The organism is Pseudomonas sp. D(2018) (genome assembly GCF_005502555.1).
Taxonomy (GTDB): domain Bacteria; phylum Pseudomonadota; class Gammaproteobacteria; order Pseudomonadales; family Pseudomonadaceae; genus Metapseudomonas; species Metapseudomonas resinovorans.
Genome location: NZ_SCOK01000015.1, coordinates 38,506 through 65,250, shown reverse-complemented (window position 1 = coordinate 65,250; position 26,745 = coordinate 38,506). Strand labels below are relative to the sequence as shown.

The window sequence follows — 26,745 nt, the reverse complement described above, 5'->3', positions numbered from 1 at the left end:
TGGGGGCTTCCGGTCTACCAGGAGACTTGAGAAACGAACTGGCCGCTGTAGAAACCCCAGGCGATGAGCGCCAGGGTCAGGGCGGCCAGGACCACACGAACCGTTAGCGCATTGACCACGCGGGAGCTGCGGCCTTCGTCCTTGACCAGGAAGAAAAGGCCGCTGAACAGGCTGACCACCGTGGCAAGCAACATGAGGACGATCGCTGCCTTGAGCATGCGTGACTCCGGGGGAAGGGGGATGTTGTGCAGTATAGCCAGCCCTGCTCAGCCTCACGGACGGCGCTCCTGAGCGCCTTCCGGCCCGGCCTGGTGCCCACCCTGGTGGTGCTGGCCATGCTGCCGGTGTTGCTCGGGCTGGGCTTCTGGCAGCTCGCGCGCGCGGAAGAGAAACGCCAGCTACTGGCTGCCGCCGATGCCCGCCGCCTCGCCTCGCCTGTCGCGATCGAACAGCTCCTCGCCAGTCCCGCTCCCGCCTACCTGCGTGTACGCCTGCGCGGCCATTTCGACGCGGCGCACAGCCTGTTTCTGGACAGCCGCATCCGCGACGGCAAGGCCGGCATCGAGTTGCTGCAACCCTTTCAGGACAGCACGAGCGGGCAATGGCTCCTGGTCAACCGTGGCTGGCTGCCCTGGCCGGACCGCCGCGTGGCGCCAGCCTTCACTACCCCCGCAGGCGAGCTGGAACTCGTTGCCTGGGCCTACGTGCCGCCGGGCGCTGCCTTCGAACTCAAGCACCTGGAAGCGAGCGGCTGGCCGCAACTGATCAACCAGGTGGATACCGCGGGGCTCTGGCAGCACCTCGGTCGCAGCGGCCTGCCCCTGGAGCTGCGCCTGGAAGAAGGCGCGGCGGCTTACCGCACCGACTGGGCGGTGGTCGCCATGGGGCCGGAAAAACACCTCGGCTACGCCGTGCAGTGGTTCGCCCTGGCGGCGGCCCTGTTCGGCCTTTTCATCTATTTCGGATTGCGCAAAGGACGGGAGAACAACAATGAACCCAGCACTCACCATGCCTGAGGCCGCACCTCCGCGCCGCCGTGGGCGGATTCAACTGCTGCTGATCCTGATGGTGGTGATCGGCCCGATGATGCTTGCCACGGCCATGTACAAGTTCAGCTTCTGGGTGCCTGAGGGCCGCAGCTATCACGGTGTCCTGATTGGCAATGGCCAGACGCTGGCCAACCTCGGCGTGCAGGACGCGGCGCCGCAGGAAACCTGGCAACTGCTGGTGACCGCTCCGGGCGGCTGCGAGGCCGATTGCCAGGCGTTGGTCTATGCCGCGCGGCAAATCCATATCGGCCTGGGTCGCGATGCCTCCCGCGCCAGCCACGCGCTGGCCGTTACCGGGTTGCCAGCGGATTACGCCGACAAGCTCAAGCAGGAGTACCCCCAGCTCAAGCGCTATGGCCTGGATGCCGGCGCCTACGGCAAGAGCACCGAGAACCTTGGCGGCGCCTTGCTGTGGATAGTCGACCCCCACGGCAACCTGGTCCTGCGCTACGACGGCACCACGAAGGGAAAGCAGATTCTCAACGACCTGCGCCACCTGCTGAAGCTGTCCAATATCGGTTGAACGACCCCTTTCACTGGAAAGGTGAGGAGCGGTTGCTGTGGATAAGTACAAGAGCCTGCCCGGATTCCGCCTCGCGCTGTTCGCCATCCTGCTGGCGGTTGTGGTCGTGCTACTGGGCGCCTACACCCGCCTGACCCATGCCGGCCTCGGTTGCCCGGATTGGCCCGGCTGCTACGGCTTCATCGCCGTGCCGCAGACCGAAGCCCAGCTGGCCCATGCCGAAGCCAACTTCCCCCACGCGCCGGTGGAAGCCGACAAGGGCTGGAACGAAATGGTCCACCGCTATTTCGCCGGTGCCCTGGGACTGGTGATCCTCGGCCTTGCCGTCCATGCCGTGCGCCAGCGTGGTCACGACGGACAGCCACTGAAGTTGCCGTTGCTGCTGGTGGGCGTGGTGATCGCACAGGCCGCGTTCGGCATGTGGACGGTGACCCTGCAGCTTTGGCCCCAGGTCGTCACCGCGCATCTGTTGGGCGGTTTCACCACCCTGTCACTGTTATTGCTGCTCTGTCTGCGGCTGTCCAACGCTTTCCCCGCCGTCGAGCTGCCTTCCCGACTTCGGCGCTGGGCAGCCTTGGGGCTGGTACTGGTGATCGGGCAGATCGCGTTGGGCGGCTGGGTCAGCTCCAACTATGCAGCGGTAGCCTGCGTCGACCTGCCCACCTGCCACGGCGAGTGGTGGCCAGCGATGGACTTCGCCAATGGTTTCCACCTGACTCAGCACATCGGCCCCAACTACCTGGGCGGCCAGCTCGACAGCGACGCCCGCACCGCCATTCACATGACTCACCGCCTCGGTGCGCTGGTCGTGACCCTCGTGCTGCTGGGTGTTGCCTGGCAACTCCATCGCAATGGACTGTCGCGACTGGCCGGACTGCTGCTGGCGGCACTCTGCCTGCAGGTGGGGCTGGGCATCAGCAATGTGCTGTTCCATCTGCCGCTGCCGGTGGCGGTCGCCCACAACGGCGGTGGCGCCCTTTTGCTGCTGGTGCTGGTTTCAGTGAATTACCGGGTGCGTGCACCGGCGCCGGCCGCCGACACGTCCGCTACGGCTGCTCGGCATCACGCCGGCAAGCCTGCCTGAACACAAGAAGAAGGAGAGACGCCATGGCCACTCTGCTCAGCCAAGGACACAGCCAGGCCCACGCCAGCTGGCGCGACTACCTGGAGCTGACCAAGCCCAAGGTAGTGGTGCTGATGCTGATCACCTCGCTGGTGGGCATGTTCCTCGCCACGCGCGCCGGCGTGCCCTGGACGGTGTTGCTGTTCGGCAACCTCGGCATCGGCCTCTGCGCGGGCGCAGCAGCGGCGGTCAACCATGTGGTGGACCGGCGCATTGATTCGATCATGGCGCGGACGCTGAAGCGCCCGGTGGTGAATGGGCGTGTCTCGCCGGTCGCGGCCCTGGCGTTCGCCTTCATCCTGGCGCTCGTCGGCCAGGCCCTGCTGCTGGCCTTCACCAACGAACTGACGGCCTGGCTCACCCTGGCTTCGCTGGTGGGTTATGCGGTGCTCTACACCGGCTTCCTCAAGCGCGCCACGCCGCAGAACATCGTTATCGGCGGCCTGGCCGGCGCCGCACCGCCGCTCCTCGGCTGGGTAGCGGTCACCGGCCACCTGTCCGCCGAACCGCTGCTGCTGGTACTGATCATCTTCGCCTGGACCCCTCCGCACTTCTGGGCGCTCGCCATTCATCGCAAAGAGGAATACGCCAAGGCCGATATCCCGATGCTGCCGGTGACCCACGGTGAGCACTACACCAAGGTGCACATCCTGCTCTATACGCTGGTGATGTTCGCGGTGAGCCTGCTGCCCTATGCCATCCACATGAGCGGCGTGCTCTATCTGGTTTGCGCGGTGGCCCTGGGTGCGCGCTTCCTGCAATGGGCCTGGGTGCTGTACCGTGACAGCAGACCGCACGCCGCGATCAAGACCTTCAAGTACTCTATCGCCTACCTCTTCCTGCTGTTCATCGCCCTGCTGGTGGACCACTACCTGATGCTGAACCTATGACCCGAATCCAGAAAACCGTCTTCGTCCTCGTCGCCCTGGTTGCCGTGGTGCTTGGCCTCACCGTGCACAAAGTCCTGACCGGCCAGGCTCAGGCCGACCCGACCAAATTGCTCGATGCCGGCATCGTCCTGCTGCCGCAGAGCCGCACCCTGCCGGAACTGGAAATGACCAACCAGGACGGCGAAAAGATGCGCGTCGACCAGTTCAAGGACAAGTGGAGCCTGGTGTTCTTCGGCTACACCTTCTGCCCGGACATCTGCCCCACCACGCTGGCGCAGATGCGCGAACTCAAGGGCCTGCTGCCGGAGGAGGCGCGCAACAACCTGCAGATCATCCTCGTCAGCGTCGACCCCAACCGCGACACGCCGCAGCAGCTCAAGCAGTACCTGGGCTACTTTGACCCGGCCTTCATCGGCCTGACCGCCGACCTGCCGACCCTGCAGAAACTCTCCAATGCGGTAAGCATCCCCTTCATCCCGGCTGACACCAGCAAGGAAAACTACACCGTGGACCACAGTGGCAACCTGGTGGTCCTGGGCCCGGACGGCACCCAGCGTGGTTTCATCCGCTCGCCGCTGAACAACCAGAAGCTCAAGGAGCAATTGCCGGGGCTGGTGACGCCGAAGGGCTGAGCTCGGGACCGCTTCGCAGCCCTTGGCGAATGAATTGGCTATGTCTGCGTTAGCTGTTACGAGAGATCTACCATCGGGCCAAGAGCCTTGTAGGAGCTGGCTTGCCAGCGAAACGGGGCCATTCGCTGGCAAGCCAGCTCCTACGGACCATGCGCTGCTTGCAACACGTCATGCAGACATAGCGAATGAGTTCGCCCCTACAGTTGGTGCTGCCCACGGATACCTCGACACCCACAAAAAAGCCCGCTCAATCGAGCGGGCTTTTTCATTCAGCGCGAAGTGATCAGAACGCCGGCACCACGGCGCCTTTGTACTTCTCCTCGATGAACTTCTTCACCTCGGGGCTGTTCAGGGCCTTGGCCAGTTTCTGCATGTCGGCGCTGGCCTTGTTGTCCTCGCGGGCAACCAGGATGTTCACGTAGGGCGAGTCGCTACCTTCGATCACCAGGGCGTCCTTGGTGGGGTTCAGCTTGGCTTCCAGGGCGTAGTTGGTGTTGATCAGCGCCAGGTCAACCTGATTCAGCACGCGCGGCAGGGTCGCGGCTTCGAGCTCGCGCACCTTGATGCCCTTCGGGTTCTCGAGGATGTCCTTCGGGGTGGCGGTGATGCTGGTGTTGTCCTTCAGCTTGATCACGCCGGCCTTGTCCAGCAGCAGCAGGGCACGGCCGCCATTGGTGGCGTCGTTGGGGATGACCACCTGGGCGCCTTCGGGCAGTTCGGCCAGGGATTTCACCTTGCTGGAGTAAGCGCCGAAGGGCTCGACGTGCACGCCCACCACGGACACCAGTTTCACCTTGGTCTGACGGGCCTTGTTGAACTCGTCGAGGTAGGGCTGATGCTGGAAGAAGTTGGCGTCCAGGCGGCCTTCGGCGACCTGTACGTTGGGCTGTACATAGTCGGTGAAGACTTTCACCTGCAGGTCCACGCCTTCTTTGGCCAGCTGTGGCTTGATGAATTCGAGGATCTCTGCGTGGGGCACCGGGGTGGCGGCCACTGTCAGGGTGTCGGCCTGGGCGGAGAGGGCGGTCAGGGCGGCGAACGCCACCAGCAGTTTTTTCATGAGCGGCTCCTTGTGGGAAGTCATTCGGCGGCGCGGTCTGCGCCGGCCTGGGTCATTTACGAGAGAAGTGCACCACCAGCTTGTCGCCGACGGTTTGCAGGATTTGTACGAGTACCAGCAGTAGGATCACGGTGACGACCATCACGTCGGTCTGGAAACGCTGGTAGCCGAAGCGGATGGCCAGGTCGCCCAGGCCGCCCGCGCCCACCACACCCGCCATCGCGGTGTAGGACACCAGGGTGATGGCCGTGACGGTAATGGCGGCGAAGATGCCCGGCCGCGCTTCCGGTAGCAGCGCGTTGACGATGATCTGCCGGGTGGTGGCACCCATCGCCTGGGTCGCTTCGAGGATGCCGCGGTCCACCTCGCGCAGGGCGGTTTCCACCAGGCGCGCGAAGAACGGTGTGGCACCGACCACCAGCGGCGGGATGGCGCCGGCGACGCCCAGGGAGGTGCCGGTGATGAACACGGTGAAGGGAATCATCACGATCAGCAGGATGATGAAGGGCAGCGAGCGCAGCACGTTGACCAGCAGTGACAGCAGGCCGTACACGGCTTTCTGTTCGAACAGCTGGCGCGGGCCGGTGAGGAACAGCAGCACGCCCAGCGGCAGGCCGAGCAGCACGGTGAACAGCAGCGAGCCGCCCAGCATCAGGAAGGTGTCGACGGTGGCGAGCCAGATTTCGTACCAGTCGATATTGGCGAGCAGGGCGTCCATCAGCGCAGGATCTCCAGGTGCACGTCGGCCTCGCGGAAGCAGACGAGCGCGGCGTCAATGTCGCCGCCGGTCAGGGCCAGGGTCAGCTGGCCATAGGGGGTGTCCTTGATGCGGTCGATGCGCCCGGCAAGGATGCTGTAGTCAACGCCGGTCTGGCGCGCGACGGTGCCCAGCAGCGGGGAGTAGGTCGCTTCGCCGCGGAAGGTCAGGCGCAGGATGCGGCCGGCGACGTGGGCGAAGTCATCGCGCTGCTCACCCTCGTCCACTTGCTCGTCCTCGAGCACGAAGCGCTGGGTGGTGGCGTGTCGGGGATGCAGGAACACATCGGCCACCGCACCTTGCTCGACGATCACGCCACCATCCATGACTGCCACGCGGTCGCAGACCCGACGGATTACATCCATCTCGTGGGTGATGAGGACGATGGTGAGTTTCAGTTCACGGTTGATCTCGGCCAGCAGCTGCAAAACCGAGGCGGTGGTCTGCGGGTCGAGGGCGCTGGTGGCTTCATCGCAGAGCAGGATCTTCGGCTGGGTAGCCAGCGCGCGGGCGATGCCGACGCGCTGCTTCTGGCCGCCGGAAAGCTGTGCCGGGTACTTGCGCGCATGGTCGCTGAGGCCGACGCGGGCGAGCAGTTCGGCAACGCGGCGATCGATCTCGCTGCGCGACAGTTCGCCGGCCAGCTTGAGTGGCAGGGCGACGTTATCGGCCACGGTCTTGGACGACAGCAGGTTGAAGTGCTGGAAGATCATCCCTACGCGCTGACGGAAGCGGCGCAGGCCTTCGCTGTCGAGGGCGGTGATGTCTTCGCCATCGATGACGATGCGACCGCCGGAGGGCTCTTCCAGGCGGTTGATCAAGCGCAGCAGGGTGCTCTTGCCGGCGCCCGAGTGGCCGATCAGGCCGAACACTTCGCCACTCTGGATGGCCAGGTCGGTCGGCTGCAGGGCTGGGATTTCGCGGCCTTCGACGCGGTACGCCTTGTGGACGTTATGAAATTCGATCACTGCGGAAACCTTGTGGGTTCGTCGTTAGCCGGATCGGCTAAAAACCGGCAAGTTTACCTGTTGGTACATAGGCACAGAAAATCTTTCTGGACCTATGGCTATAGCAATAGGGAATAAGCGACAGGCGGATCTTCTGCAGTCTAGTCGCCACCCCGCAGGGGCGTTCAGTGGCGGGGGCTGAGTACCAGGCGAGGTACCTGATCGGGCTTCAGGGCCTGGCTGTACTGCGCCTTGAAGCCGGGGTCGAGTTTCTTCACCCGTGCCGACAACAGGGCGGCGACCCAGGGGTAGTCCTTGGCCTCGCGCACCTGAATCTGCACGGCACAATCGTGGGCGACGATATCGGCGGCCACACCATCGAGCAGGCGACGCAGGTTCTCGTTGTCGTCACGGTCGAGTTGCGGCATTTCCACCAGCGGCGTCAGGGCGCGCAGCGGCTTGGCGGCCTGGACGACGGGTTTCTCACCCTCGGGGGCGTTGGGCAGTGTGGTGTTCGCCTGGATGGCGGCGGCCTGGCGCTCGGTGGCTTCGCGCAGTTGGCGGGCCTGCTCCAGGCGTGCCGCATTTTCCTTGGCGGTTGCGGCCTCGGCGGCGCGACGGGTTTGCTCGGCACGGGCTTCGGCCGCTTCACGGGCCTTGTCGAGGGCACCGTCCAGGCCGGTGGCCAAGGCGGGGGCCTGGGGCAGCAGGCTGCGGGCATGGCTGAGCGCCTTGGCGGCAGTGTCCAGGTCGCCTTGCTGCAGTGCGGCCTGGCCGCGCTTCAGCCAGGCTTCGGCAAGCTGACGCTGGTATTGCTCAAGGCGAGTATCGCCAGCGGCGGTGCTTTCCAGGCCCTTGAGGCGGCCTTCGGCCTCGGTGAGCTTGCCTTCGGACAGGTCCTGGTCAAGTTGGCGGAAGCTGCTAACCAGTTCGTCCGTTGGTACGTCGGCCACTTGCTGGACGGTCTGGCAGGCAGCCAACAGCAGGGAAAAGGCGACAACGGGCAGGCAACGAGTGGCGAACAGCTTCATTCCGGCGGGTCTCTGATTGCTCAAAAAACGCGCGATTCTACACGGCGGCACTGTTCAGGACAAAAAGTAGGGGCAAATCGGCCGCGAGGATGGCATTTCTGGAGGCATCTGACCGGCCTTGCGGACCTTTCGCGGCTCCTGTCCGGCCCGGAGTTGCTGCAAGATGGCTGGCCATAACGACAGGAACGGCGAGGAGTGCCATGTACCCAGTCCACCAGGAGTTCGACTACCTCATCGTCGGCGCCGGCCCGGCCGGTTGCCTGTTGGCCAATCGGCTCTCGGCCGATCCAAGCGTGCGCGTATTGCTGCTGGAGGCTGGCGGTCGCGACAGCTATCCCTGGATTCATATCCCGGTCGGCTACCTCTATTGCATCGGCAACCCGCGCACGGACTGGTGCTTTCGCACTGAGGCAGAGCCCGGCCTGCACGGCCGCAGCCTGGGCTACCCGCGTGGTCGGGTGCTGGGCGGCAGTTCCTCGATCAACGGGATGATCTACATGCGCGGCCAGGCAGCCGACTACGACCGCTGGGCCGAGCTGGGCAATCCGGGCTGGAGCTGGGACGACGTGCTGCCATTGTTCCGCAAGAGCGAGAACCACTTCGCCGGCGCCAGTGAGTTCCACAATGACACCGGCGAATGGCGAGTGGAGCGCCAGCGGCTGTCGTGGGAAATCCTCGATGCGTTCCGCCAGGCCGCCGGTGAATGCGGCATCGCCCCGGTGGAAGACTTCAACACCGGCGACAACCAGGGCTGTGGCTATTTCCAGGTCAACCAACGCAGCGGCGTGCGCTGGAACGCATCCAAGGCTTTCCTGCGACCAGTCCTGCAGCGACCGAACCTGACGGTTCGGACGGGCGTCGAGGTGCATCGCCTGCTGCTGGAGCAAGGCCGCGCGGTGGGTGTGTCGGGACGCTGGGAGGGTCTGCAGCAGGAGTTTCGCGTGAGGCGAGAGGTGATTCTCTGTGCCGGAGCGGTCGGTTCGCCCATGCTGCTGCAACGTTCAGGGATCGGCCCCAGGCCATTGCTGGAGCGCCTCGGAGTCGGTGTGCGACATGAACTGGCCGGAGTGGGTGGCAACCTGCAGGACCACTTGCAGCTTCGGCTGATCTTCAAGGTGTCCGGTGTGCCGACCCTGAACCAGATGGCGGGCAGCCTGTGGGGCAAGCTGGGCATGGGGCTGCATTATCTGGCCAGCCGCAGCGGGCCGCTGGCCATGGCGCCGAGCCAGTTGGGTGCCTTCGTTCGCTCAGGTCCGGAGCAGGCGCGGGCGAACCTCGAGTACCACGTGCAGCCGTTGTCCCTGGAGCGCTTCGGTGAGCCGCTGCACCCCTTCCCCGCCTTCACCGCTTCGGTGTGCAACCTGCGTCCACGGAGTCGCGGTCGAGTGGATATCCGCTCCGTGGATTCCAAGGCTCCGCCGCTGATCCAGCCCAACTACCTGAGTCACGTCGAGGATCTGCGCGTGGCCGCCGACGCCATCCGCCTGACCCGGCGCATTGCAGCCGCACCGGCCCTGGCGCGCTATCGGCCGGAAGAGTACCTGCCAGGTTCGGCGCTGCAAAGCGAAAAGGAGCTGTATGAGGCGGCGGGCCAGATCGGCACCACCATCTTCCACCCGGTAGGCACCTGCCGCATGGGTCAGGGGCGTGAGGCCGTGGTAGACGCCGAGCTGAAGGTGCACGGGGTGCCGGGATTGCGCATCGCCGATGCCTCGGTGATGCCGGAGATCGTCTCCGGCAACACCTGCTCACCGACGTTGATGATCGCGGAGAAGGCCGCGTCCCTGGTGCTTGCCGACCTCAGGCGCGCCGCGGCAGGGCAAAGCTGAACAGGAACAGGCTGGCGGCAGAAACCACGATGGACGGGCCGGCCGGCGTGTCCTTGAACCAGGACAGCGCGAGGCCCGCGCATACGGCCACCAGGCCCAGCAGGCTGGCACCCAGGGCCATCTGTTCAGGGCTGCGGGCGTGGCGTTGGGCCGCCGCTGCCGGAATGATCAGCAATGATGTGATCAGCAGTACGCCGACGATCTTCATGGCCACGGCGATGACGATGGCGATCAGCAGCATCAGGGCAAGACGGATCGCCGCCACCGGCAGGCCCTCGACCCGCGCCAGCTCCTCGTGCACGGTGATCGCCAGCAACGGCCTCCACATGGGGATCAGCACCAGCAGCACCAGGGCACTGCCGCCGAGGATCCAGTAGAGGTCGGTGCGGCTCACTGCCAGCAAGTCGCCGAACAGGTAGGCCATCAGGTCGATGCGCACTTCGCTCATGAAGCTCAGCACCACCAGGCCGAGTGACAGTGTGCTGTGAGCGAGGATGCCCAGCAGTGTGTCTGAGGCCAGCGGCTGGCGCTGTTGCAGGGTCACCAGCAACAGGGCAAGCAGCACACAGCCGACGGTTACGGCCAGGGTCGGGCTGACGTCCAGCATCAGGCCGAGGGCCACACCGAGCAGCGCAGCGTGGGACAAGGTGTCGCCGAAATAGGCCATGCGCCGCCAGACCACGAAGGAACCGAGGGGGCCGGCCACCAGGGCCAGGGCGAGGCCGGCGAGCAGGGCGTTGAGCAGGAAATCAGCCATGGTTGCAGTCGGGGCCGTGCTTGTGGACGGGAGTGAAACGGGTGCCGCTGGGGAAGGGCGTCTTCACCACTTCGCCATGCAGGTCGTGGGCATGGTCGTGATGGTGGTGGTAGACGGCCAGGCTCTTGGCATCCTGGCCGAACAGCTCGACGAAGGCCGGATCGAAGCTGACCTGTTCCGGGTGGCCGGAGCAGCAGACGTGGCGGTTCAGGCAGACCACCTGGTCGGTGGTGCTCATCACCAGGTGCAGGTCGTGGGAGACCATCAGCACGCCACAGCCGTGGCGGTCGCGCAGGCGGGTGATCAGGCGGTAGAGCTCGGCCTGGCCGGCGACGTCGACGCCTTGCACCGGCTCGTCCAGCACCAGCAGTTCAGGCTCGCGCAGCAGCGCGCGGGCCAGCAGTACGCGCTGTAGCTCGCCGCCGGAGATGGTTTGCAGCGGGCTGTCGATGACCTGGGTGGCGCCGACTTCGTCCAGGGCCGCGAGCACCTTCGTGCGGTCCACGCCCGGCACCAGGCGCAGGAAGCGCAGTACGGTCAGAGGCAGCGTCGCGTCCACCTGGAGCTTCTGCGGCATGTAGCCGATATGCAGGCGCGGCTTGCGCCATACCTCGCCGCTGTCGGGCTTGAGCAGGCCGAGCACGGTGCGTACCAGCGTGGTCTTGCCGGCGCCGTTGGGGCCGATCAGGGTGACGATCTCCCCTGCCTTCACCGCCAGGTGAACGTCCTGCAGCACCGGCTGGCCGGCGAAGTCGACGCCGACTTTGTCCAGGCGGATTAGCACATCGCTCATGCGGCCACCTGGCAGCTGGCGCAGAGACCGACAACCTCCACGGTCTGGCCTTCGACGACGAAGCCGACGGACTTGGCGCTGTCGACGATGGCCTGGCTGATGCTGGATTGCTCCAGCTCGATGGCGGTCTGGCAGTTGCGGCAGATGAGGAACTGGCCCTGGTGGGCATCACCCGGATGGTTGCAGCCGACGAAGGCGTTGAGCGAAGCGATGCGGTGTACCAGGCCATTCTCCAGCAGGAAGTCCAGGGCACGGTAAACGGTGGGCGGCGCCGCGCGGCGACCGTCTTCTTCAGCCAGCACGCCGAGGATGTCGTAGGCACCTAGTGGCTTGTGGCTCTGCCAGACCAGTTCCAGCACGCGTTTGCGCAGGGTGGTCAGGCGCAGGCCCTCGCGGCTGCAGATGGCATCGGCTTCGGCCAGGGCATTGGACACGCAATGGGAGTGGTCGTGGGGGCGGCAGGCCAGGGGAGCTTTCACGCTGATCGGCTTGAGCATGGTGGCGGCGACGTTTGGGGAAAGAGACGTTATTCTATTACTCTTTTGCCGCCGAGTCTGTGCCGTGTTCCGTCTATTCGTCTCCCTGTTCCTCAGCGCTTGCGCCCTGTCGGCCCAGGCCGACGTGCGCCTGCTGACCAGCATCAAACCGCTGCAACTGATCGCTGCCGCCGTGCAGGACGGCGCCGGCCAGCCCGACGTGCTGTTGCCCCCCGGCGCCTCGCCGCACCAGTACGCCTTGCGCCCATCCGACGTACGTCGGGTACGCGAGGCGGATCTGTTCTACTGGGTTGGCCCGGACCTGGAAGGCTTCCTGCCTCGAGTGCTGCAGGGGCGCGACAAGCCCAACGTGGTGCTGCAGGAGCTTCCTGGCATGCAACTCCGCCACTTCGAAGCCCCTCACGACAAGCATGAAGAGGAGGGCCACGATGAACACGAGCACGACCATGACCACCGTCCGGGCTCCCTGGACGCGCACCTCTGGTTGCTGCCGGCCAATGCCCGGGTGATCGCCGCGCGCATGGCCGCCGATCTTGCCGCTGCCGATCCGGCCAACACCGCCCGCTACCAGGCCAACCTGAAAGCATTCGAAGGCCGCCTCGACCAGCTCGACGCCCGCCTCAAGGCACGCATGGCCAAGGTTTCCAGTAAGCCGTTCTTCGTCTTCCACGAAGCCTTCGACTACTTCGAGGCAGCCTATGGCCTGCGCCATGCCGGCGTCTTTAGCGTGGCCAGTGAAGTGCAGCCCGGCGCCCGCCATATCGCCGCCATGCGTGAACGCCTGCAGAAAGCCGGTCCGAGCTGCGTGTTCAGCGAACCGCCGGTGCGCCCGCGCCTCGCCGACACCCTGACCGTCGGCCTGCAAGTGCGCTTGGCCGAGCTGGATGCCCTGGGCATGAATGCACCGGTCGCGGCCAATGGTTACGAGACCCTGTTGCAGAACCTCGGCGATGGCCTCGCCGGCTGCCTGGAAGCGCTGTAACCGCTCCAAGGGTGGGCTGCAGCCCACCTTGCGTGGGTGGTCGGCAGTGCCTGCTAAGGTGAAAGAGGGGCCGCGGGCCGCTTTGATGCGAATCAGCGGCCGGCATTCGTGGTCAGACTAGTCTGGACTCTTCATTGAAGGAGGGCAGCGGATGGCCAGGACGGGAGCGCCCAAGCAGGTTCAGGGCAGCCATGGCATCGCCTTGCAGGCGGCGTCGGAGGATATCTGGGACAGCAAGTACCGCCTCAAGCACAAGGACGGTACACCTATCGATCTCACCCCGGACGCCACCTGGCAGCGCGTGGCTCGTGCGCTGTCCGAGGTGGAGGCCGACACCGCGGCTCGCGAGCATTGGTACGAACGCTTCCTCTGGGCCCTGCGCAACGGTGCCATTCCTGCCGGAAGAATCATCTCCAATGCCGGCGCCCAGGACATCAAGCCCGCCACCTCGACTATCAACTGCACGGTTTCCGGCACCATCCGCGACTCCATGGACGACATCCTCGGCAAGGTCCACGAAGCCGGGTTGACCCTCAAGGCCGGCTGCGGCATCGGCTACGAGTTCAGCACCTTGCGCCCGCGTGGCGCGTACGTTTCCGGGTCTGGCGCGCAGACCAGCGGGCCGCTGTCCTTCATGGATATCTACGACAAGATGTGCTTCACCGTGAGCTCCGCTGGCGGCCGCCGCGGCGCGCAGATGGGTACCTTCGACGTCTGCCACCCGGACGTGCGCGAGTTCATTCGCGCCAAGCGCGAGGATGGCCGCCTGCGCCAGTTCAACCTCAGCCTGCTGGTCAGCGACGCGTTCATGCACGCGGTGGAGAACGACACTGAATGGCCCCTGCTCTACCCGGTACACCCCAAGGAGCGTGATGAGCTGGACTTCGGCGACTCTGCCCAGGTGATCTGGCGCGACTGGCCGGTGCACGACGGCTACTTCACCCGCGAGGACGGTCTCGTGGCCTGCAAGGTCTACGGTCGCGTCCAGGCCCGGCACCTGTGGGACATGATCATGGTCTCCACCTACGATTTCGCGGAGCCAGGCTTCATCCTCATCGACCGGGTCAACGAGCTGAACAACAACTGGTGGTGCGAGGCGATCCGCGCGACCAATCCTTGTGTCACCGCGGATACCTGGGTGCATACCGCGGAGGGACCGCGCCAGGTGCGTGAATTGCTGGGCAAGCCCTTCTGTGCACGGGTCGACGGTGTCGACTATCCGTCCACTGCTCAGGGTTTCTTCCAGACCGGTATTCGACCCGTGTTGGCCCTGCGTACTCGCGAGGGATATCAACTGCGCCTGACCGCCGATCACCGCGTGCGCAGGGTCACCGCAACCACTCGCTGGCGCCTGGAAACCCAGTGGTGCGCCGCCAGCGAGTTGCGACCCGGCGACCAGGTATTGCTTGCCGATCACCGCGCCAACGCCGTCTGGCCAGGGGATCTCGGGCAGGACGAGGGCTACCTTCTGGGGCTGTTGGTGGGGGACGGCACCCTCAAGGCGGATGCGGCGATTCTCTCCGCCTGGCCGTTGGCCGCTGCGGAAAACGACTGCGGCATCGACCGTTCACTGATGGACGAAGCGCTACGCTGTATCCGTCGGTTGGGTCACAGGGCGGACTTTTCCGGGTGGGTGGCCGTAAGCGGGCGTGGCGAGTGGCGGATGAAGTCCGCGGCCCTGCGGGACCTTGCTTATTCCCTGGGCATGAAGCCCGGGGACAGGTGCCTCACCCCGAACCTGGAGCGCCTTTCCAGCGACGCTTGCCGTGGCTTCCTGCGAGGCTTTTTCGATGCCGACGGTTCCGTCCAGGGGATGCAGGAAAAGGGCGTATCCCTCCGCTTGGCGCAGTCCGATCTGGCGCGCCTGCAGACCGTACAGCGCATCCTGCTTCGCCTGGGCGTCGTCTCTACCCTCTACCGCGAGCGACGGCCAGTCGGAGAGCGTTATTTACCCGATGGTCGCGGCGGTCAGGCGCTCTATCACACCCAGGCTCAGCACGAGTTGGTGATCAGCGGCGAATCCCTGGTGCGCTATGCCGAGCTGATCGGCTTTGCCGACCGGAACAAGGCGCAACGGCTTGAAACCGCCCTCGCCGGCTACCAGCGTGCCCCCAATCGTCAGCGCTTCATCGCCACGGTGGAGGCCTTGGACGAGTGCACAGAGGAGCCGGTCTTCGACGCAAGTGTTCCCGGTATCAATGCCTTCGATGGCAATGGCTTGCATGCGCACAATTGCGGCGAACAGCCCCTCCCACCCTATGGCTCCTGCCTGCTCGGCTCGATCAATCTCACGGCTTTCGTCGAGGAGCCCTTCAGTGAAGACGCCCATTTCGACTGGGAGCGTTTCCGCGCCGTGGTGCGGGTGTTCACCCGGATGCTCGACAACGTGGTGGAGATCAATGGCTTGCCGCTTGAGCAACAGCGCGAAGAGATCCTTGGCAAACGTCGTCATGGCATGGGCTTCCTCGGCCTGGGCTCTGCCCTGGCGCTGCTCAGGTTGCGCTATGGCAGCACCGAGGCCTGTGTGTTCACCGAAGAGGTTGCGCGGGAGATGGCCCTGGCCGGTTGGCAGGTCGCCCTGGAGCTGGCCCGGGAGAAAGGCCCGGCCCCCGTCCTGGCCCGGGACTATGACGTGACCGCCGCCATGTTGCGCAAACGTCCGGAGATGGTGGACGACGGCTACCGGGTCGGAGACAGGGTGCCCGGCCGCATCCTTCATGCCCGCTATTCCCGCTATATGCAGCGCATCGCCGAGCATGCGCCAGAGCTGGTGGCCGAGCTGGCGGAGGTGGGCGCGCGCTTCACCCACCACAGCTCTATCGCGCCCACCGGGACCATCAGCCTGAGCCTGGCGAACAACGCCTCCAACGGCATCGAGCCGAGCTATGCCCATCAGTATTCACGCAACCTGATCCGCCCCGGGCGCAAGACCAAGGAGAAGATCGAGGTGCGCAGCTACGAGCTGCTGGCATACCGCGCACTGGTCAACAGCCAGGCGCGGCCCGATGCCGAGCATTCGGCACAGCGCCTGCCGGACTACTTCGTCAGCGCCGACGACATCAGCCCAGCCGAGCACGTAGAGATGCAGGCGGCGGCGCAGAAGTGGATCGACTCCTCCATTTCCAAGACTGCCAACGTGCCCACGGATTTTCCCTTCGAAGAGTTCAAGGACATCTACCTCCAGGCCTGGCGCCAGGGTCTCAAGGGCTGCACCACCTTCCGCTTCAATCCGGCCGCCTTCCAGGGCGTGCTGGTGAAGGATGCGGACCTGGAAAGGACCGTCTACCGCTTCGAGCTGGAGGACGGCACCCAGGTGGAGCTGCGCGGTAACGAGGAAGTGGAGTACGACGGCGAAGTGCATACCGCCGCCAATCTCTTCGAGGCGTTGAAGGAAGGCTATTACGGCAAGTACTGAACGGTCGGAGGCCGCCATGACCATCAAGATCGAGAAGAAGATCAAGGGCTTCAGCCTGGTGGACCTGGACCAGGAAAAGGCCCGCAAGGCGGCCGAGGAAGCGGCAGCCGTGGTGCAGATGGACGAGACCCTGCAGCGCCCGGAGACCTTGGTCGGCGCCACCTACAAGATCAAGTCGCCGCTGTTCGAGCACGCGCTCTACGTGACCATCAATGACATCGTGCTCAACCCGGGCACCGCCTTCGAGCAGCGCCGGCCCTTCGAGATCTTCATCAACTCCAAGGGGATGGAGCACTTCCAGTGGATAGTCGCACTCACCCGCATCATGTCGGCGGTGTTCCGCAAGGGCGGCGATTGCACCTTCCTGGTGGAAGAACTGAAGGCCGTGTTCGATCCGCGTGGAGGCTACCTCAAGCGTGGAGGCGTCTACATGCCGTCGCTGGTGGCCGAGATCGGTGCCGTGCTGGAGCGCCACCTGGTGGCCATCGGCCTGATGGAAGGCCAGAAGCTGGACGAGGAGCACAAGCTCTACCTCGCCGAAAAGCGTGCCGCCTACGAAGCCAGCCTGGGCACCTCCACCGCCGAGCCGGGCGAGGGTTTCCCGCCCGGCGCCCAACTCTGCGGCAAATGCAGCACGCAGGCGGTGGTGCAGATGGACGGCTGCGCGACCTGCCTCAACTGTGGGCACTCGAAGTGTGGGTGAGCCTGGAACCTTGTTGGGGCGAATGAATTCGCCCCTACGAAACGCGGATCCGGCCCGGCGTTAGAGCGCAAACGGCAGCGGCAGCTCGACCTTCTGCCGGTGCGCCAGCCGCATCTGGAACACATTGGGATCGTGGATCAGCACGTCCTGCCCGGCGAAGGTGTTGGCGGCGATCAGGCGGGACAGCCAGAAGCGCACGCAGGCAATGCGCAGTGCGGTCGGCCAGAGTTCGGCTTCGGCGGCGGTGAACGGCCGCAGTGCGGCATAGGCACCGAGCAGGGCGCGGGCGCGGGGGGCGTCGAGGCGACCGTCGGCGTCCGAGCACCAATCGTTCAGGCAGATGGCAAGGTCATAGAGCATGGGACCTGCGCATGCGTTGTAGAAGTCGATAACCCCGGACAGGTGGGTGCCGTCGAACAGCGCGTTGTCCTTGAACAGGTCGGCGTGCAGGTTGGCGCGTGGCAGGGCGAGGAAGCGCTGCTTCACCTCGGCAATTTCCTTCAGCGCATCGCGCAGCAGCGGCAGCGCGTGCTCGTCCAGTTGCAATGCCAGCGACGGGCCTTCATTGAGCATCCAGTCCAGTCCGCGATCGCTCTTGCGCTCCAGCACCCGCTCGCGGGTGGCCAGGTGCAGGCGCGCCAACAGGCTGCCGACTTCCGCGCAGTGATGGGCATTGGGCTGGTGCACATGCTTACCCGGTAGGCGCGGTTGCAACAACGCCGGCTTGCCTGCCAGCTCACGCAGGGCTTCACCGCTTTCGGTACGCAGGGCGAAGGGTACCGGCAGGTTCGCGTCGTGAAGCACGTCGAGCAGTTCGATGAAGAACGGCAGGTCGTGGCTCGGCCCGCGCTCAACCAGCGTGAGCACGTATTCACCCTGTTCCAGGCTGACGAAGAAGTTGCTGTTCTCGGAGCCTTCGGCAATGCCCTGGAAGTCCTTCAGCCGACCCAGCCCGTAAGGGGCGAGGAAAGCTTCCAGTTCCGGACGTTCGAGCGGAGTGAATACGGACATTGGACTACCTTGTTACGGGGTTGCGTGTGCGCTACCAGCTGAAGATTTCCCACGCGGGGATAAGCATGTCGGGGTTGTCCGAGCGGACGAAGTTGCTTTCGCCATCGGCACGAACCAGGAAGTACGGCTTGCCGCCCTTCGGAGTCACCTTGATGGCGTAGAGGAAACCGTTGACGCGGTATTCCTGGATGGTCTTGTCGCCTTCCTGGCGGATGGTGACGTCCGGTTCCCCGGATGGCTCGTCGGCGGCGTACGAGGCGACTGGAGCGACGGCCAGCAGGCCGGCCAGCAAAAGGCGGTTCAGTGCGCGCATGGTAACCTTGTCCCTTCTCGTCAATGATCGGTCCATTCTACTTCGGGTCCGGTGAATAAAGGTTGATTTCACGCATGAGCCAAGCTCCCCTCGTCCTGGTGGACGGATCCTCCTATCTGTACCGCGCCTTCCATGCCCTGCCGCCGCTGACCACCTCCGCCGGCTTGCCCACGGGTGCGGTCAAAGGTGTGCTGAACATGCTCAAGAGCCTGCGTCGGCAGTATCCGGACAGCCCCTTCGCGGTGGTCTTCGACGCCAAGGGCGGCACCTTCCGCGATGAGATGTTCGCCGAGTACAAGGCCAATCGTCCCTCGATGCCGGACGAGTTGCGGGTGCAGGTTGAGCCGCTGCACGCCAGCGTCCGTGCCCTCGGCCTGCCGCTGCTCTGCGTGGAAGGCGTGGAAGCCGACGACGTGATCGGCACCCTGGCCCGGCAGAGCGCCGCGGACGGCCGCCCGGTGGTGATCTCCACCGGTGACAAGGACATGGCGCAACTGGTCGACGGGCACATTACGCTGGTCAATACCATGACCGGTAGCACGCTGGACGTGGATGGCGTGAAGGAGAAATTCGGTGTCGGTCCTGAACTCATCATCGATTACCTGGCGCTGATGGGCGACAAGGTCGACAACATTCCGGGCGTGCCCGGCGTCGGCGAGAAGACCGCCCTCGGCCTGCTCACTGGTGTGGGCGGGGGGCTCGACGTGCTCTACGCCAGCCTGGACAAGGTGCCCGCCTTGCCGATTCGTGGCGCCAAGGGCCTGCCGGCCAAGCTCGAAGAGCACAAGGACATGGCCTACCTGTCCTACAAACTGGCCACCATCAAGTGCGACGTAGAATTGAACGTCGAAATCGACTCCCTGCACCCCGGCGAGCCGGACCGCGAATCCCTCGCCGAGCTCTATCGCATCCTGGAATTCAAGACCTGGCTGGATGATCTGCAACGCCAGGCCAAGTCCAGTGGCGAGCAGCTCGCGCTGGAAGAAGCGCCGGTGGCCGAGGCCGAGAAGCGCTACGAGATCGTGCTGGAGCAAGCGCAGTTCGACGCCTGGATGAAGAAGCTTGAAGCCGCGCCGCTCTTTGCTTTCGACACCGAGACCACCAGCATCGACGCCCAGCAGGCGCAGGTAGTAGGTGTGTCCTTCGCCGTCGAGGCAGGGGAAGCCGCCTATGTTCCGCTCGCCCACAGCTACATGGGCGTGCCGGCGCAGCTGGACCGCGACGCCGTTCTCAAGGCCCTCAAGCCGCTGCTGGAAGACCTGGGCAAGGCCAAGGTCGGCCAGCACGCCAAGTACGACATGAACGTCCTGGCCAACGCTTCAACGCCCATCATCGTGCAGGGCATCGCCTTCGATACCATGCTCGAGTCCTACGTGCTGGACGCTACGGCCACCCGCCACGATATGGACAGCCTGGCCCTCAAGTACCTGGGCCACAGCACCATCCGTTTCGAGGACATTGCGGGCAAGGGCGCCAAACAGCTGACCTTCGACCAGATCGCCCTCGAACAGGCTGGCCCTTACGCGGCCGAAGATGCCGACGTCACCCTGCGCCTGCACCAGACGCTCTGGCAGAAGCTGGAAGCCATCCCGTCCCTGGCCAAGGTACTGAAGGAGATCGAGATGCCGCTGGTGCCGGTGCTTGCGCGCATCGAGCGCAATGGCGCCTATGTCGACGGCAAGCTGTTGGGCCAGCAGAGCCTGGAACTGGGTGAAAAGATGGTGGCGTTGGAACGCCAGGCCTATGACCTGGCCGGGCAGGAATTCAACCTCGGCTCGCCCAAGCAGCTCGGTGCCATTCTCTACGAGAAGCTCGGTCTGCCGGTGCTGGCCAAGACCGCGACCGGCCAACCGTCCACCGCCGAGAACGTGCTTGCGGACCTCGCCGAGCAGGATTACGAACTGCCCAAGGTGATCATGCAGTACCGCTCCCTGAGCAAGCTCAAGAGCACCTACACCGATAAGCTGCCGGAGCAGATCAACCCGCGCACGGGGCGCATCCACACGTCCTACCATCAGGCGGTAGCAGCCACCGGGAGGTTGTCGTCGACCGACCCGAACCTGCAGAACATCCCGATCCGCACCGCCGAGGGGCGTCGCATCCGCCAGGCCTTCGTCGCGCCCAAGGGCTACAAGCTGCTGGCGGCGGACTACTCGCAGATCGAGCTGCGCATCATGGCTCACCTGGCCAAGGATGAAGGCCTGCTGGATGCTTTCCGCCACGATCGCGACGTTCACCGCGCCACCGCCTCCGAGGTCTTCGGCGTGCCGCTGGACGAAGTCAGCAACAACCAGCGTCGCAGTGCCAAGGCGATCAACTTCGGCCTGATCTACGGAATGAGCGCCTTCGGCCTGGCCAAGCAGATCGGCGTCGACCGCAAAGAGGCCCAGGCCTACATCGATCGCTATTTCGCCCGCTACCCCGGCGTGCTGGCCTATATGGAACGCACCCGTGAGCAGGCCGCGCAGCAGGGCTTCGTCGAGACCCTGTTCGGTCGTCGCCTGTATCTGCCGGAAATCCACTCGAAGAACCAGGCCATGCGCAAAGGTGCCGAGCGCACTGCGATCAACGCACCGATGCAAGGCACCGCGGCGGACATCATGAAACGCGCCATGGTCGCTGTGGACGACTGGCTTCAGGAAAGCGGTCTGGATGCCCGCGTCATCCTCCAGGTTCACGACGAACTGGTGCTGGAAGTGCGGGAGGACCTGGTGGCGCAGGTGAGCGAACGGATTCGTTCGCTCATGAGCGGTGCCGCCGAGCTGGACGTGCCGCTGGTCGTGGAAGTGGGCGTGGGTGACAACTGGGACGAGGCGCACTGAGTGCGTCCTCGGGGCGAGCATCTGTTTCAGGCATGAAACAGATGCTTAGTTCCTGATCGAATAAACAGGATTATTTTCATAGCAAACTGTTTTGATAATCAGTCTGAACTTTCTGCGAGACGGGGGAGTCACACAACTGAATGGCTGGTGAAGCCTTTCGATGCTCCTTTTGCTGTGTTTAGTGTTGGCAGATATCTGAACCCCGCCCTAGCGGTTCAGACTTAAACCCCGAACTTCCCCCTCCCCATACGAAGTCCGGGGTTTTTTTTGCCTGCGATTCAGGCTTCGGCCTCGCCTTCTTCCAGGTCCAGCTGCAGCCAGTGCGCGAGCACGGCATGGGCTTCTTCGATGCCCTGGCGCTTGGGCGCCGAGAAGAGCTGGATGGACACACCGTCGCCCCAACCCTTGCGGATTTCCTGACGCACCTTGAGCAGCGCGTTCTTCGCCGCACCGAAGGCCAGCTTGTCGGCTTTGGTCAGGAGGATGTGCATCGGCATGTTGCCGGCGCTGGACCAGTCCAGCATGAGGCGGTCGAAGTCCGTCAGCGGGTGACGGATGTCCATCAGCAGGATCAGGCCGGCGAGGCTTTCGCGGCTGCTGAGATAGGCCTCCAGGTGATGCTGCCAGTGCTGCTTGAGGGGAATCGGCACCTTCGCATAACCGTAGCCCGGCAGGTCCACCAGGCGACGGTCTTCGTCCAGGGAGAAAAAGTTCAGCAGCTGGGTGCGTCCCGGTGTTTTCGAGGTGCGCGCCAGGCTGGCGTGGGTCAAGGTGTTCAGCGCACTCGATTTGCCGGCGTTGGAACGGCCCGCAAAAGCCACTTCCAGGCCGTTATCCGGCGGGCACTGGTCGACCTTGGCGGCACTGATGAGAAAGCGGGCCTGTTGGCACAGACCGAGGATGGGGTTCTTCAATGACATGGGGAATCCAAGGGGTGCGACGCGGTGTCGCAGAGGGCGGTTTCGTTTCCGTTTATGCATCGCCAGTATATAATGCCGCGGATTTAGTGTGCGCTTTATCCCCCAGGGTCTGGTGTCCACGGCAGCGACCGACGCACGACAGAATGCGCGGCAATGCCCTCCGATGAGGTTGATCATGAAGAAAATACTGCTCGTCGCTAGCCTTGCGGCGCTGTCCTTCGCCGCGCAAGCAGCTCAGGATCCGGAAGCGGTTTTCAACCGGGCCTGCGCCGCCTGTCATAGTGGTCAGCTGCCGATGGCGCCGAAGAAAGGCGACAAGGCTGCCTGGGAACCGCGCATGGCCAAGGGCATGGACACTCTGGTGCAGAGCGTCACCAATGGTTTGAACGCCATGCCGCCGAAAGGCCTGTGCATGGATTGCAGTGCCGAGGACTACAAGGCCGTCATCCAGTGGATGAGCCAATAAAGTAGCCCGGCGCATAACACCTTTACCCTTTAGCCGTAGTTGGATTAGCTGATGAACAAAGTAATCGTGAGTCTGCTGTTGACCCTTGGCATCACCGGCATGGCCCACGCCGCTGGTGACGCCAAGGCTGGCCAGGCCAAAGCCGCTGTCTGCGGTGCCTGCCATGGCCCGGATGGCAACAGTGCCGCCCCGAACTTCCCGAAACTGGCTGGCCAGGGCGAGCGCTACCTGATCAAGCAGATGAAGGACATCAAGGCCGGTAACCGCACCGTGCTGGAAATGACCGGTCTGCTGAACAACCTCAGCGATCAGGATCTGGCTGACATCGCCGCCTACTTCGCCAGCCAGAAAGGCAGCGTTGGCGCCGCCGATCCGAAAGTGGTCGCTCGTGGCGAAGCGCTGTTCCGCGGCGGCAAGCTCGAACAGGGCATGCCCGCCTGCACCGGCTGCCACGCTCCTGACGGCTCCGGCAACGCGGCCGCCGGCTTCCCGCATCTGGGTGGCCAGCATGCCCAGTACGTGGCCAAGCAGCTGACCGATTTCCGCGAAGGCAACCGCACCAACGATGGCGACAGCATGATCATGCGCGGCATCGCGGCCAAGCTCAGCAACAAGGACATCGAGGCGGTGTCCAGCTACATCCAGGGCCTACACTAAGGGTCGATGTCTGGAACCGGAAAGAGGGTGGCTTAGGCCACCCTTTTTCGTTCCCAGGCCCGTTACAATGGCCGGAACCCGCCGCATTGCCGCAGGTCGAATCATCGCCCCTGCGGTCCCATTACCCCTCAAGGAGTGAAGCATGCGTAACCTGATCCTTTCCGCCGTTCTTGCCGGTGCCAGCCTGCTGGGCATGAGCGCCGTCCAGGCTGACGACATCGAGGCCGGCAAGCAGTATGTCGAGCTGAGCAGCCCGGTTCCGGTATCCGTTCCGGGCAAGATCGAAGTGGTGGAGCTGTTCTGGTACGGCTGCCCGCACTGCTACCAGTTCGAACCGACGCTCAACCCCTGGGCCGAGAAGCTGCCGGAAGACGTCAACTTCGTTCGTATTCCTGCCATGTTCGGCGGCCTGTGGAACGTCCACGGCCAGCTGTTCATCGCCCTCGAAAGCATGAAGGTCGAACATCAGGTGCACAAAGCCGTGTTCGAAGCCATCCACAAGGAAGGCAAGAAATTGGCCACCCCGGATGAAATGGCCGAGTTCCTCGCCGCTCAAGGTGTGGACAAGGACGCCTTCCTCAAGGCTTACAACTCCTTTGGCGTGAAGAGCCAGATGGAAAAGGCCAAGAAGCTGGCCATGGCCTACCAGATCACTGGCGTGCCGACCCTGGTGGTCAACGGCAAGTACCGTTTCGACATCAGCTCCTCGGGTGGTCCGGAGCAGACCCTCAAGGTCGCCGAACACCTGATCGAGAAGGAGCGCGCCGCGAAGTAAGCGGCGCATTCGCCCGATGCTCAGACGCTGGGTGGGTGAACGGGCGGCGAGCTCGTGCGATGCACGGGTGAACCCCCATAGTGACAAAGGCAAGCTGCCTGCTGATGGCCGCTTGCGTTTGCTCAGTTTCAACATCCAGGTCGGTATCAGCACCGAGCGATACCATCACTACCTGACCCGTGGCTGGCAGCACCTGCTGCCGCACAACGGGCGCGCGGGGAACCTCCAGCGCATCGGCGCCCTGCTCGGCGACTACGACCTGGTCGCCCTGCAGGAGGCTGACGGAGGCAGCATCCGCTCCGGTTACATCAACCAGGTCGAGCACCTCGCCCAGCTTGGCGACTTCCCCTACTGGTACCAGCAGCTCAACCGCAATCTCGGGCGCATCGCCCAGCACAGCAATGGCCTGCTCAGTCGCCTGCAACCCAACCTGCTGGAAGACCACCCGCTGCCGGGGCCGCCCGGCCGTGGCGCGATCCTGATGCGCTTCGGCAAGGGGCGCGATGCGCTCGCCGTGGTGATGATGCACCTGTCCCTCGGCGCCCGAACCCGCACCCGCCAACTGGCCTACATCCGCGAGCTGGTGAGCGGATACCGCCACCTGGTGCTGATGGGCGACATGAACACCCACGCCAACGACCTGCTGGAGTTCTCGCCCCTACGCGACCTCGGCCTCCTGGCCCCGCAGGTCGAAGCGACCTTCCCCAGCTGGCGCCCGCAACGCTGCCTCGACCACATCCTGCTCAGCCCCAGCCTGACCCTGGAGCGAGTGGCAGTACTCAGCCAGCCGATCTCCGACCACCTGCCGGTGGCGGTGGACATACGCCTGCCCGACGAACTGCGGGCCGATCTGCCTCTTACCCTCAGCGAACCCAAGCGCGGAATCCCTGCATGAGCGACGACGCCCAGCGTTGGAAAGCCAAATACCTGGAAAACCTCGAGCAGCAGGAGAAGATCGAGAAGCGCTGGGACGCCCGCCTCGACTTGCTGCGTCGCGGCCTGGTGCGCAGTTCCCTGGCGGCCGAGGGTTCCGACAAGGCGGTCGACCTGTGCATGCAAGAGCTGCGCGAAATTATCCGTAGCGATCAGATGGACGCCGGCCTCTCGGCCCTGATCCCGCGACTGGAAAAGGCCGTGCTGGACTCCGAGCAGCGCCGTCAGCAGCGAATCGAACAGAACGTCAGCGCCCTCACTGGCATTGCCGACCGCATGCTTGCACTCGACTTGCCGCGGGAGGTGCGCAAGAGCCTCAAGCAGTTCGCGAAAAGGATCGACGAACGCGCGCGCCATTCGCGCGAAATGCCGGCACTGCTGGCTGAGCTGGGCGTACTCCAGGGCCAGGCTCTGCAGGCGTTGTCCAGCGACCACGCGACAGTCGTCAAGCCGGGGCTGCTGCAGCGCCTGTTCGGCAGCGGTCGGGACGAGATGCCGGCCGAAGCCACCCCGGTGCCCGCCACGCCGTCCGTGGTACCCCGCGAAGCCGAACTTACAGCCGCGCGCGACGACACCCCGCCGGCTCCCCCGCCGCAGTCGCCTGCTCCTGTCGAAGCCTTACAGCCGCGGGTGGTCCCGGCTGCTCCTGTACGGAGCAGCGTACTGGACAGCCTGCCATTGGCCGCCGCCATCCTCACCGGCGAAGGCGACCCCGAATATGCCTTGCCCGCCCCGCCGGAGCCGGGATACAGCGCCATCGCCCCCCATGTAGCCGACAGCCTGCGCTCACTGCTCGACGAGCTGGACCTGCCCGAGCATCACCAGCCCCAGGCCGTGGCGCTGCGCCAGCGCCTGGAAGGCGGTCTCAACTGGTACGAGCTGGTACCGGTGCTGGACGACCTCGGCGTGCTGGTGCTGGCCGTAACCGACAGCGGTCATCGTGAGTTCGCCGGCTACCTCAAGCAGCTCAACCAGCGCCTGGTGCTGTTCCTCGAGCACCTCAGCGCGGCCCAGGAAGGCTATGCCGAGTCGTTGGGCAATGCCCGCGCCCTGGACGACCAGCTGCGCGAGCAGGTCAGCGGCCTGCAGGCCAGCGTGCAGGACGCCACTGACCTCGACCACCTGAAACAGAGCCTGGAGCAGCGCCTGGACGGTCTGCTCGACACCATGAACCGCTACCAGCAACAGCGTACGACCCGCGAGCACGAAGTGGGTGAACGTCTGCAGGCGCTGATGACGCGGGTGGCGACCATGGAAGAAGAAGCCAAGACCTTCCACGACAACCTCGAAGTCCAGCGCCAGAAGGCCCTGCAAGACCCCCTCACCGGCCTGCCCAACCGTGCGGCCTGGAACGAGCGGCTGGAAATCGAGCTGGCCCGGCAGCAGCGCTATGGCGGTGACCTGCTGCTGGCGGTGATCGACATCGATCACTTCAAACGGATCAATGACGGCTTCGGCCACCTGGCCGGCGACAAGGTATTGAAGATCATTGCCGGCGAACTCAGCCGGCGCCTGCGCAAGACCGACTTCATCGCCCGCTTCGGCGGTGAAGAGTTCGTCTTGCTGTTGCCCTCGACGCCCATGGAAGGTGGCCGGCAATTGCTAGACAACCTGCGCCTGGCCATCGAAGTCTGTCCTTTTCACTTCAAGGGCGAGCGGGTGTCGATCACCCTTTCCGCCGGTCTCACTGCACTGTTCGCGGGTGAGCCCAGCGACGCCGCATTCCAGCGTGCCGACCAGGCGCTCTACCGCGCCAAGCGTCAGGGTCGCAACCGCATCGAACTGGCGCTCGCGAAGCCGTCAGCCGGACACAACGAACCCGATCCGCAAGGGCTGCCAGAACCAGGCTGAGCGGGTTCG

Annotated in this window: 26 protein-coding genes; 15 read left to right on the top strand and 11 right to left on the bottom strand. The window is 64.6% G+C overall.

The window, feature by feature from the left end; all coding sequences use genetic code 11:
- Positions 1-14: 14 nt before the first annotated feature.
- Complete coding sequence (locus FFS60_RS12210; protein WP_137822112.1) at positions 15-218, bottom strand: twin transmembrane helix small protein; 204 nt, start codon at positions 216-218, stop codon at positions 15-17.
- 69 nt (positions 219-287) lie between these two features.
- On the opposite strand from FFS60_RS12210, the gene FFS60_RS12205 reads away from it, so the two are divergent.
- Genes FFS60_RS12205 through FFS60_RS12185 form a run of 5 tightly spaced genes read left to right on the top strand, consistent with a single transcriptional unit; the run spans position 288 to position 4,217 of the window.
- Positions 288-1,016: an SURF1 family protein gene (locus FFS60_RS12205; RefSeq protein ID WP_137822141.1), complete on the top strand. Its 729-nt coding sequence runs from the start codon at positions 288-290 to the stop codon at positions 1,014-1,016.
- The gene (locus tag FFS60_RS12200) at positions 991-1,572 is read left to right on the top strand and encodes a hypothetical protein (RefSeq protein ID WP_371926414.1); all 582 of its coding nucleotides are present in this window, start codon (positions 991-993) and stop codon (positions 1,570-1,572) included. The genes FFS60_RS12205 and FFS60_RS12200 overlap by 26 nt, the downstream gene beginning before the upstream one ends.
- 37 nt (positions 1,573-1,609) lie before the next feature.
- The gene (locus FFS60_RS12195) at positions 1,610-2,656 is read left to right on the top strand and encodes a heme A synthase (protein WP_137822111.1); all 1,047 of its coding nucleotides are present in this window, start codon (positions 1,610-1,612) and stop codon (positions 2,654-2,656) included.
- Positions 2,657-2,679: 23 nt separating this feature from the next.
- Positions 2,680-3,585 (top strand): heme o synthase, encoded by a 906-nt coding sequence (gene cyoE, locus FFS60_RS12190; protein ID WP_137822110.1) that lies wholly within the window; start codon positions 2,680-2,682, stop codon positions 3,583-3,585.
- On the top strand, positions 3,582-4,217 hold the full coding sequence (locus tag FFS60_RS12185) for an SCO family protein (RefSeq protein ID WP_137822109.1): 636 nt from the start codon (positions 3,582-3,584) through the stop codon (positions 4,215-4,217). The genes cyoE and FFS60_RS12185 overlap by 4 nt, the downstream gene beginning before the upstream one ends.
- Before the next feature lie 283 nt (positions 4,218-4,500).
- Here the strand turns inward: FFS60_RS12185 and FFS60_RS12180 are convergent, their stop codons facing one another.
- The 4 genes from FFS60_RS12180 to FFS60_RS12165 form a co-directional block, all read right to left on the bottom strand.
- The gene (locus FFS60_RS12180) at positions 4,501-5,277 is read right to left on the bottom strand and encodes a MetQ/NlpA family ABC transporter substrate-binding protein (RefSeq protein ID WP_137822108.1); all 777 of its coding nucleotides are present in this window, start codon (positions 5,275-5,277) and stop codon (positions 4,501-4,503) included.
- A gap of 52 nt (positions 5,278-5,329) precedes the next feature.
- Positions 5,330-5,995: a methionine ABC transporter permease gene (locus FFS60_RS12175; RefSeq protein ID WP_028627074.1), complete on the bottom strand. Its 666-nt coding sequence runs from the start codon at positions 5,993-5,995 to the stop codon at positions 5,330-5,332.
- Positions 5,995-7,002 (bottom strand): methionine ABC transporter ATP-binding protein, encoded by a 1,008-nt coding sequence (locus FFS60_RS12170; protein ID WP_028627075.1) that lies wholly within the window; start codon positions 7,000-7,002, stop codon positions 5,995-5,997. Before FFS60_RS12170 ends, FFS60_RS12175 begins: the two co-directional genes overlap by 1 nt.
- 164 nt (positions 7,003-7,166) lie before the next feature.
- The gene (locus FFS60_RS12165) at positions 7,167-8,012 is read right to left on the bottom strand and encodes a PA5502 family lipoprotein (protein WP_137822107.1); all 846 of its coding nucleotides are present in this window, start codon (positions 8,010-8,012) and stop codon (positions 7,167-7,169) included.
- 200 nt (positions 8,013-8,212) lie between these two features.
- Here FFS60_RS12165 and FFS60_RS12160 point away from each other — a divergent pair, with 200 nt between their 5' ends.
- Positions 8,213-9,841, top strand: a complete 1,629-nt coding sequence (locus FFS60_RS12160; protein ID WP_137822106.1) for a GMC family oxidoreductase — start codon at positions 8,213-8,215, stop codon at positions 9,839-9,841.
- On the opposite strand, the gene znuB is transcribed toward FFS60_RS12160, so the two are convergent.
- The 3 genes from znuB to FFS60_RS12145 are packed head-to-tail and all read right to left on the bottom strand — an operon-like array spanning position 9,813 to position 11,888.
- Entirely contained in the window at positions 9,813-10,598 is a 786-nt protein-coding gene (znuB, locus tag FFS60_RS12155; RefSeq protein WP_028627078.1) for a zinc ABC transporter permease subunit ZnuB, read from the bottom strand. The genes FFS60_RS12160 and znuB overlap by 29 nt on opposite strands.
- On the bottom strand, positions 10,591-11,391 hold the full coding sequence (znuC, locus tag FFS60_RS12150) for a zinc ABC transporter ATP-binding protein ZnuC (RefSeq protein WP_028627079.1): 801 nt from the start codon (positions 11,389-11,391) through the stop codon (positions 10,591-10,593). The genes znuB and znuC overlap by 8 nt, the downstream gene beginning before the upstream one ends.
- Positions 11,388-11,888 (bottom strand): Fur family transcriptional regulator, encoded by a 501-nt coding sequence (locus FFS60_RS12145; RefSeq protein WP_028627080.1) that lies wholly within the window; start codon positions 11,886-11,888, stop codon positions 11,388-11,390. Before FFS60_RS12145 ends, znuC begins: the two co-directional genes overlap by 4 nt.
- A gap of 64 nt (positions 11,889-11,952) precedes the next feature.
- On the opposite strand from FFS60_RS12145, the gene FFS60_RS12140 reads away from it, so the two are divergent.
- From FFS60_RS12140 to FFS60_RS12130, 3 genes are all read left to right on the top strand, one after another.
- Positions 11,953-12,870, top strand: coding sequence for a metal ABC transporter solute-binding protein, Zn/Mn family (locus tag FFS60_RS12140; protein ID WP_137822105.1), 918 nt, complete (start codon positions 11,953-11,955; stop codon positions 12,868-12,870).
- Positions 12,871-13,021: 151 nt separating this feature from the next.
- Positions 13,022-16,285, top strand: a complete 3,264-nt coding sequence (locus FFS60_RS12135; RefSeq protein WP_137822104.1) for an LAGLIDADG family homing endonuclease — start codon at positions 13,022-13,024, stop codon at positions 16,283-16,285.
- Positions 16,286-16,301: 16 nt separating this feature from the next.
- Positions 16,302-16,988: an NrdJb gene (locus tag FFS60_RS12130; protein WP_028627083.1), complete on the top strand. Its 687-nt coding sequence runs from the start codon at positions 16,302-16,304 to the stop codon at positions 16,986-16,988.
- Positions 16,989-17,048: 60 nt separating this feature from the next.
- On the opposite strand, the gene FFS60_RS12125 is transcribed toward FFS60_RS12130, so the two are convergent.
- The gene (locus FFS60_RS12125) at positions 17,049-17,999 is read right to left on the bottom strand and encodes a homoserine kinase (protein ID WP_028627084.1); all 951 of its coding nucleotides are present in this window, start codon (positions 17,997-17,999) and stop codon (positions 17,049-17,051) included.
- Positions 18,000-18,030: 31 nt separating this feature from the next.
- A complete protein-coding gene (locus FFS60_RS12120; protein ID WP_028627085.1) occupies positions 18,031-18,312 on the bottom strand; it encodes a DUF2782 domain-containing protein in 282 nt (93 codons plus the stop codon).
- Positions 18,313-18,386: 74 nt separating this feature from the next.
- Between FFS60_RS12120 and polA the strand changes: the two genes are divergently transcribed.
- Complete coding sequence (polA, locus tag FFS60_RS12115; RefSeq protein WP_137822103.1) at positions 18,387-21,134, top strand: DNA polymerase I; 2,748 nt, start codon at positions 18,387-18,389, stop codon at positions 21,132-21,134.
- A gap of 278 nt (positions 21,135-21,412) precedes the next feature.
- On the opposite strand, the gene yihA is transcribed toward polA, so the two are convergent.
- Positions 21,413-22,054 (bottom strand): ribosome biogenesis GTP-binding protein YihA/YsxC, encoded by a 642-nt coding sequence (gene yihA / locus FFS60_RS12110; protein ID WP_028627086.1) that lies wholly within the window; start codon positions 22,052-22,054, stop codon positions 21,413-21,415.
- 175 nt (positions 22,055-22,229) lie between these two features.
- Between yihA and FFS60_RS12105 the strand changes: the two genes are divergently transcribed.
- The 5 genes from FFS60_RS12105 (at position 22,230) to FFS60_RS12085 (ending at position 26,736) form a co-directional block, all read left to right on the top strand.
- A complete protein-coding gene (locus tag FFS60_RS12105) occupies positions 22,230-22,520 on the top strand; it encodes a cytochrome c5 family protein (RefSeq protein ID WP_028627087.1) in 291 nt (96 codons plus the stop codon).
- Between the two features lie 51 nt (positions 22,521-22,571).
- Positions 22,572-23,177, top strand: a complete 606-nt coding sequence (locus FFS60_RS12100; protein WP_028627088.1) for a cytochrome c — start codon at positions 22,572-22,574, stop codon at positions 23,175-23,177.
- A gap of 142 nt (positions 23,178-23,319) precedes the next feature.
- Positions 23,320-23,952 (top strand): thiol:disulfide interchange protein DsbA/DsbL, encoded by a 633-nt coding sequence (locus FFS60_RS12095; RefSeq protein ID WP_028627089.1) that lies wholly within the window; start codon positions 23,320-23,322, stop codon positions 23,950-23,952.
- A 16-nt stretch (positions 23,953-23,968) separates the two neighbouring features.
- A complete protein-coding gene (locus FFS60_RS12090; RefSeq protein ID WP_028627090.1) occupies positions 23,969-24,847 on the top strand; it encodes an endonuclease/exonuclease/phosphatase family protein in 879 nt (292 codons plus the stop codon).
- Positions 24,844-26,736, top strand: coding sequence for a GGDEF domain-containing protein (locus FFS60_RS12085; RefSeq protein WP_137822102.1), 1,893 nt, complete (start codon positions 24,844-24,846; stop codon positions 26,734-26,736). Before FFS60_RS12090 ends, FFS60_RS12085 begins: the two co-directional genes overlap by 4 nt.
- Positions 26,737-26,745: the final 9 nt, after the last annotated feature.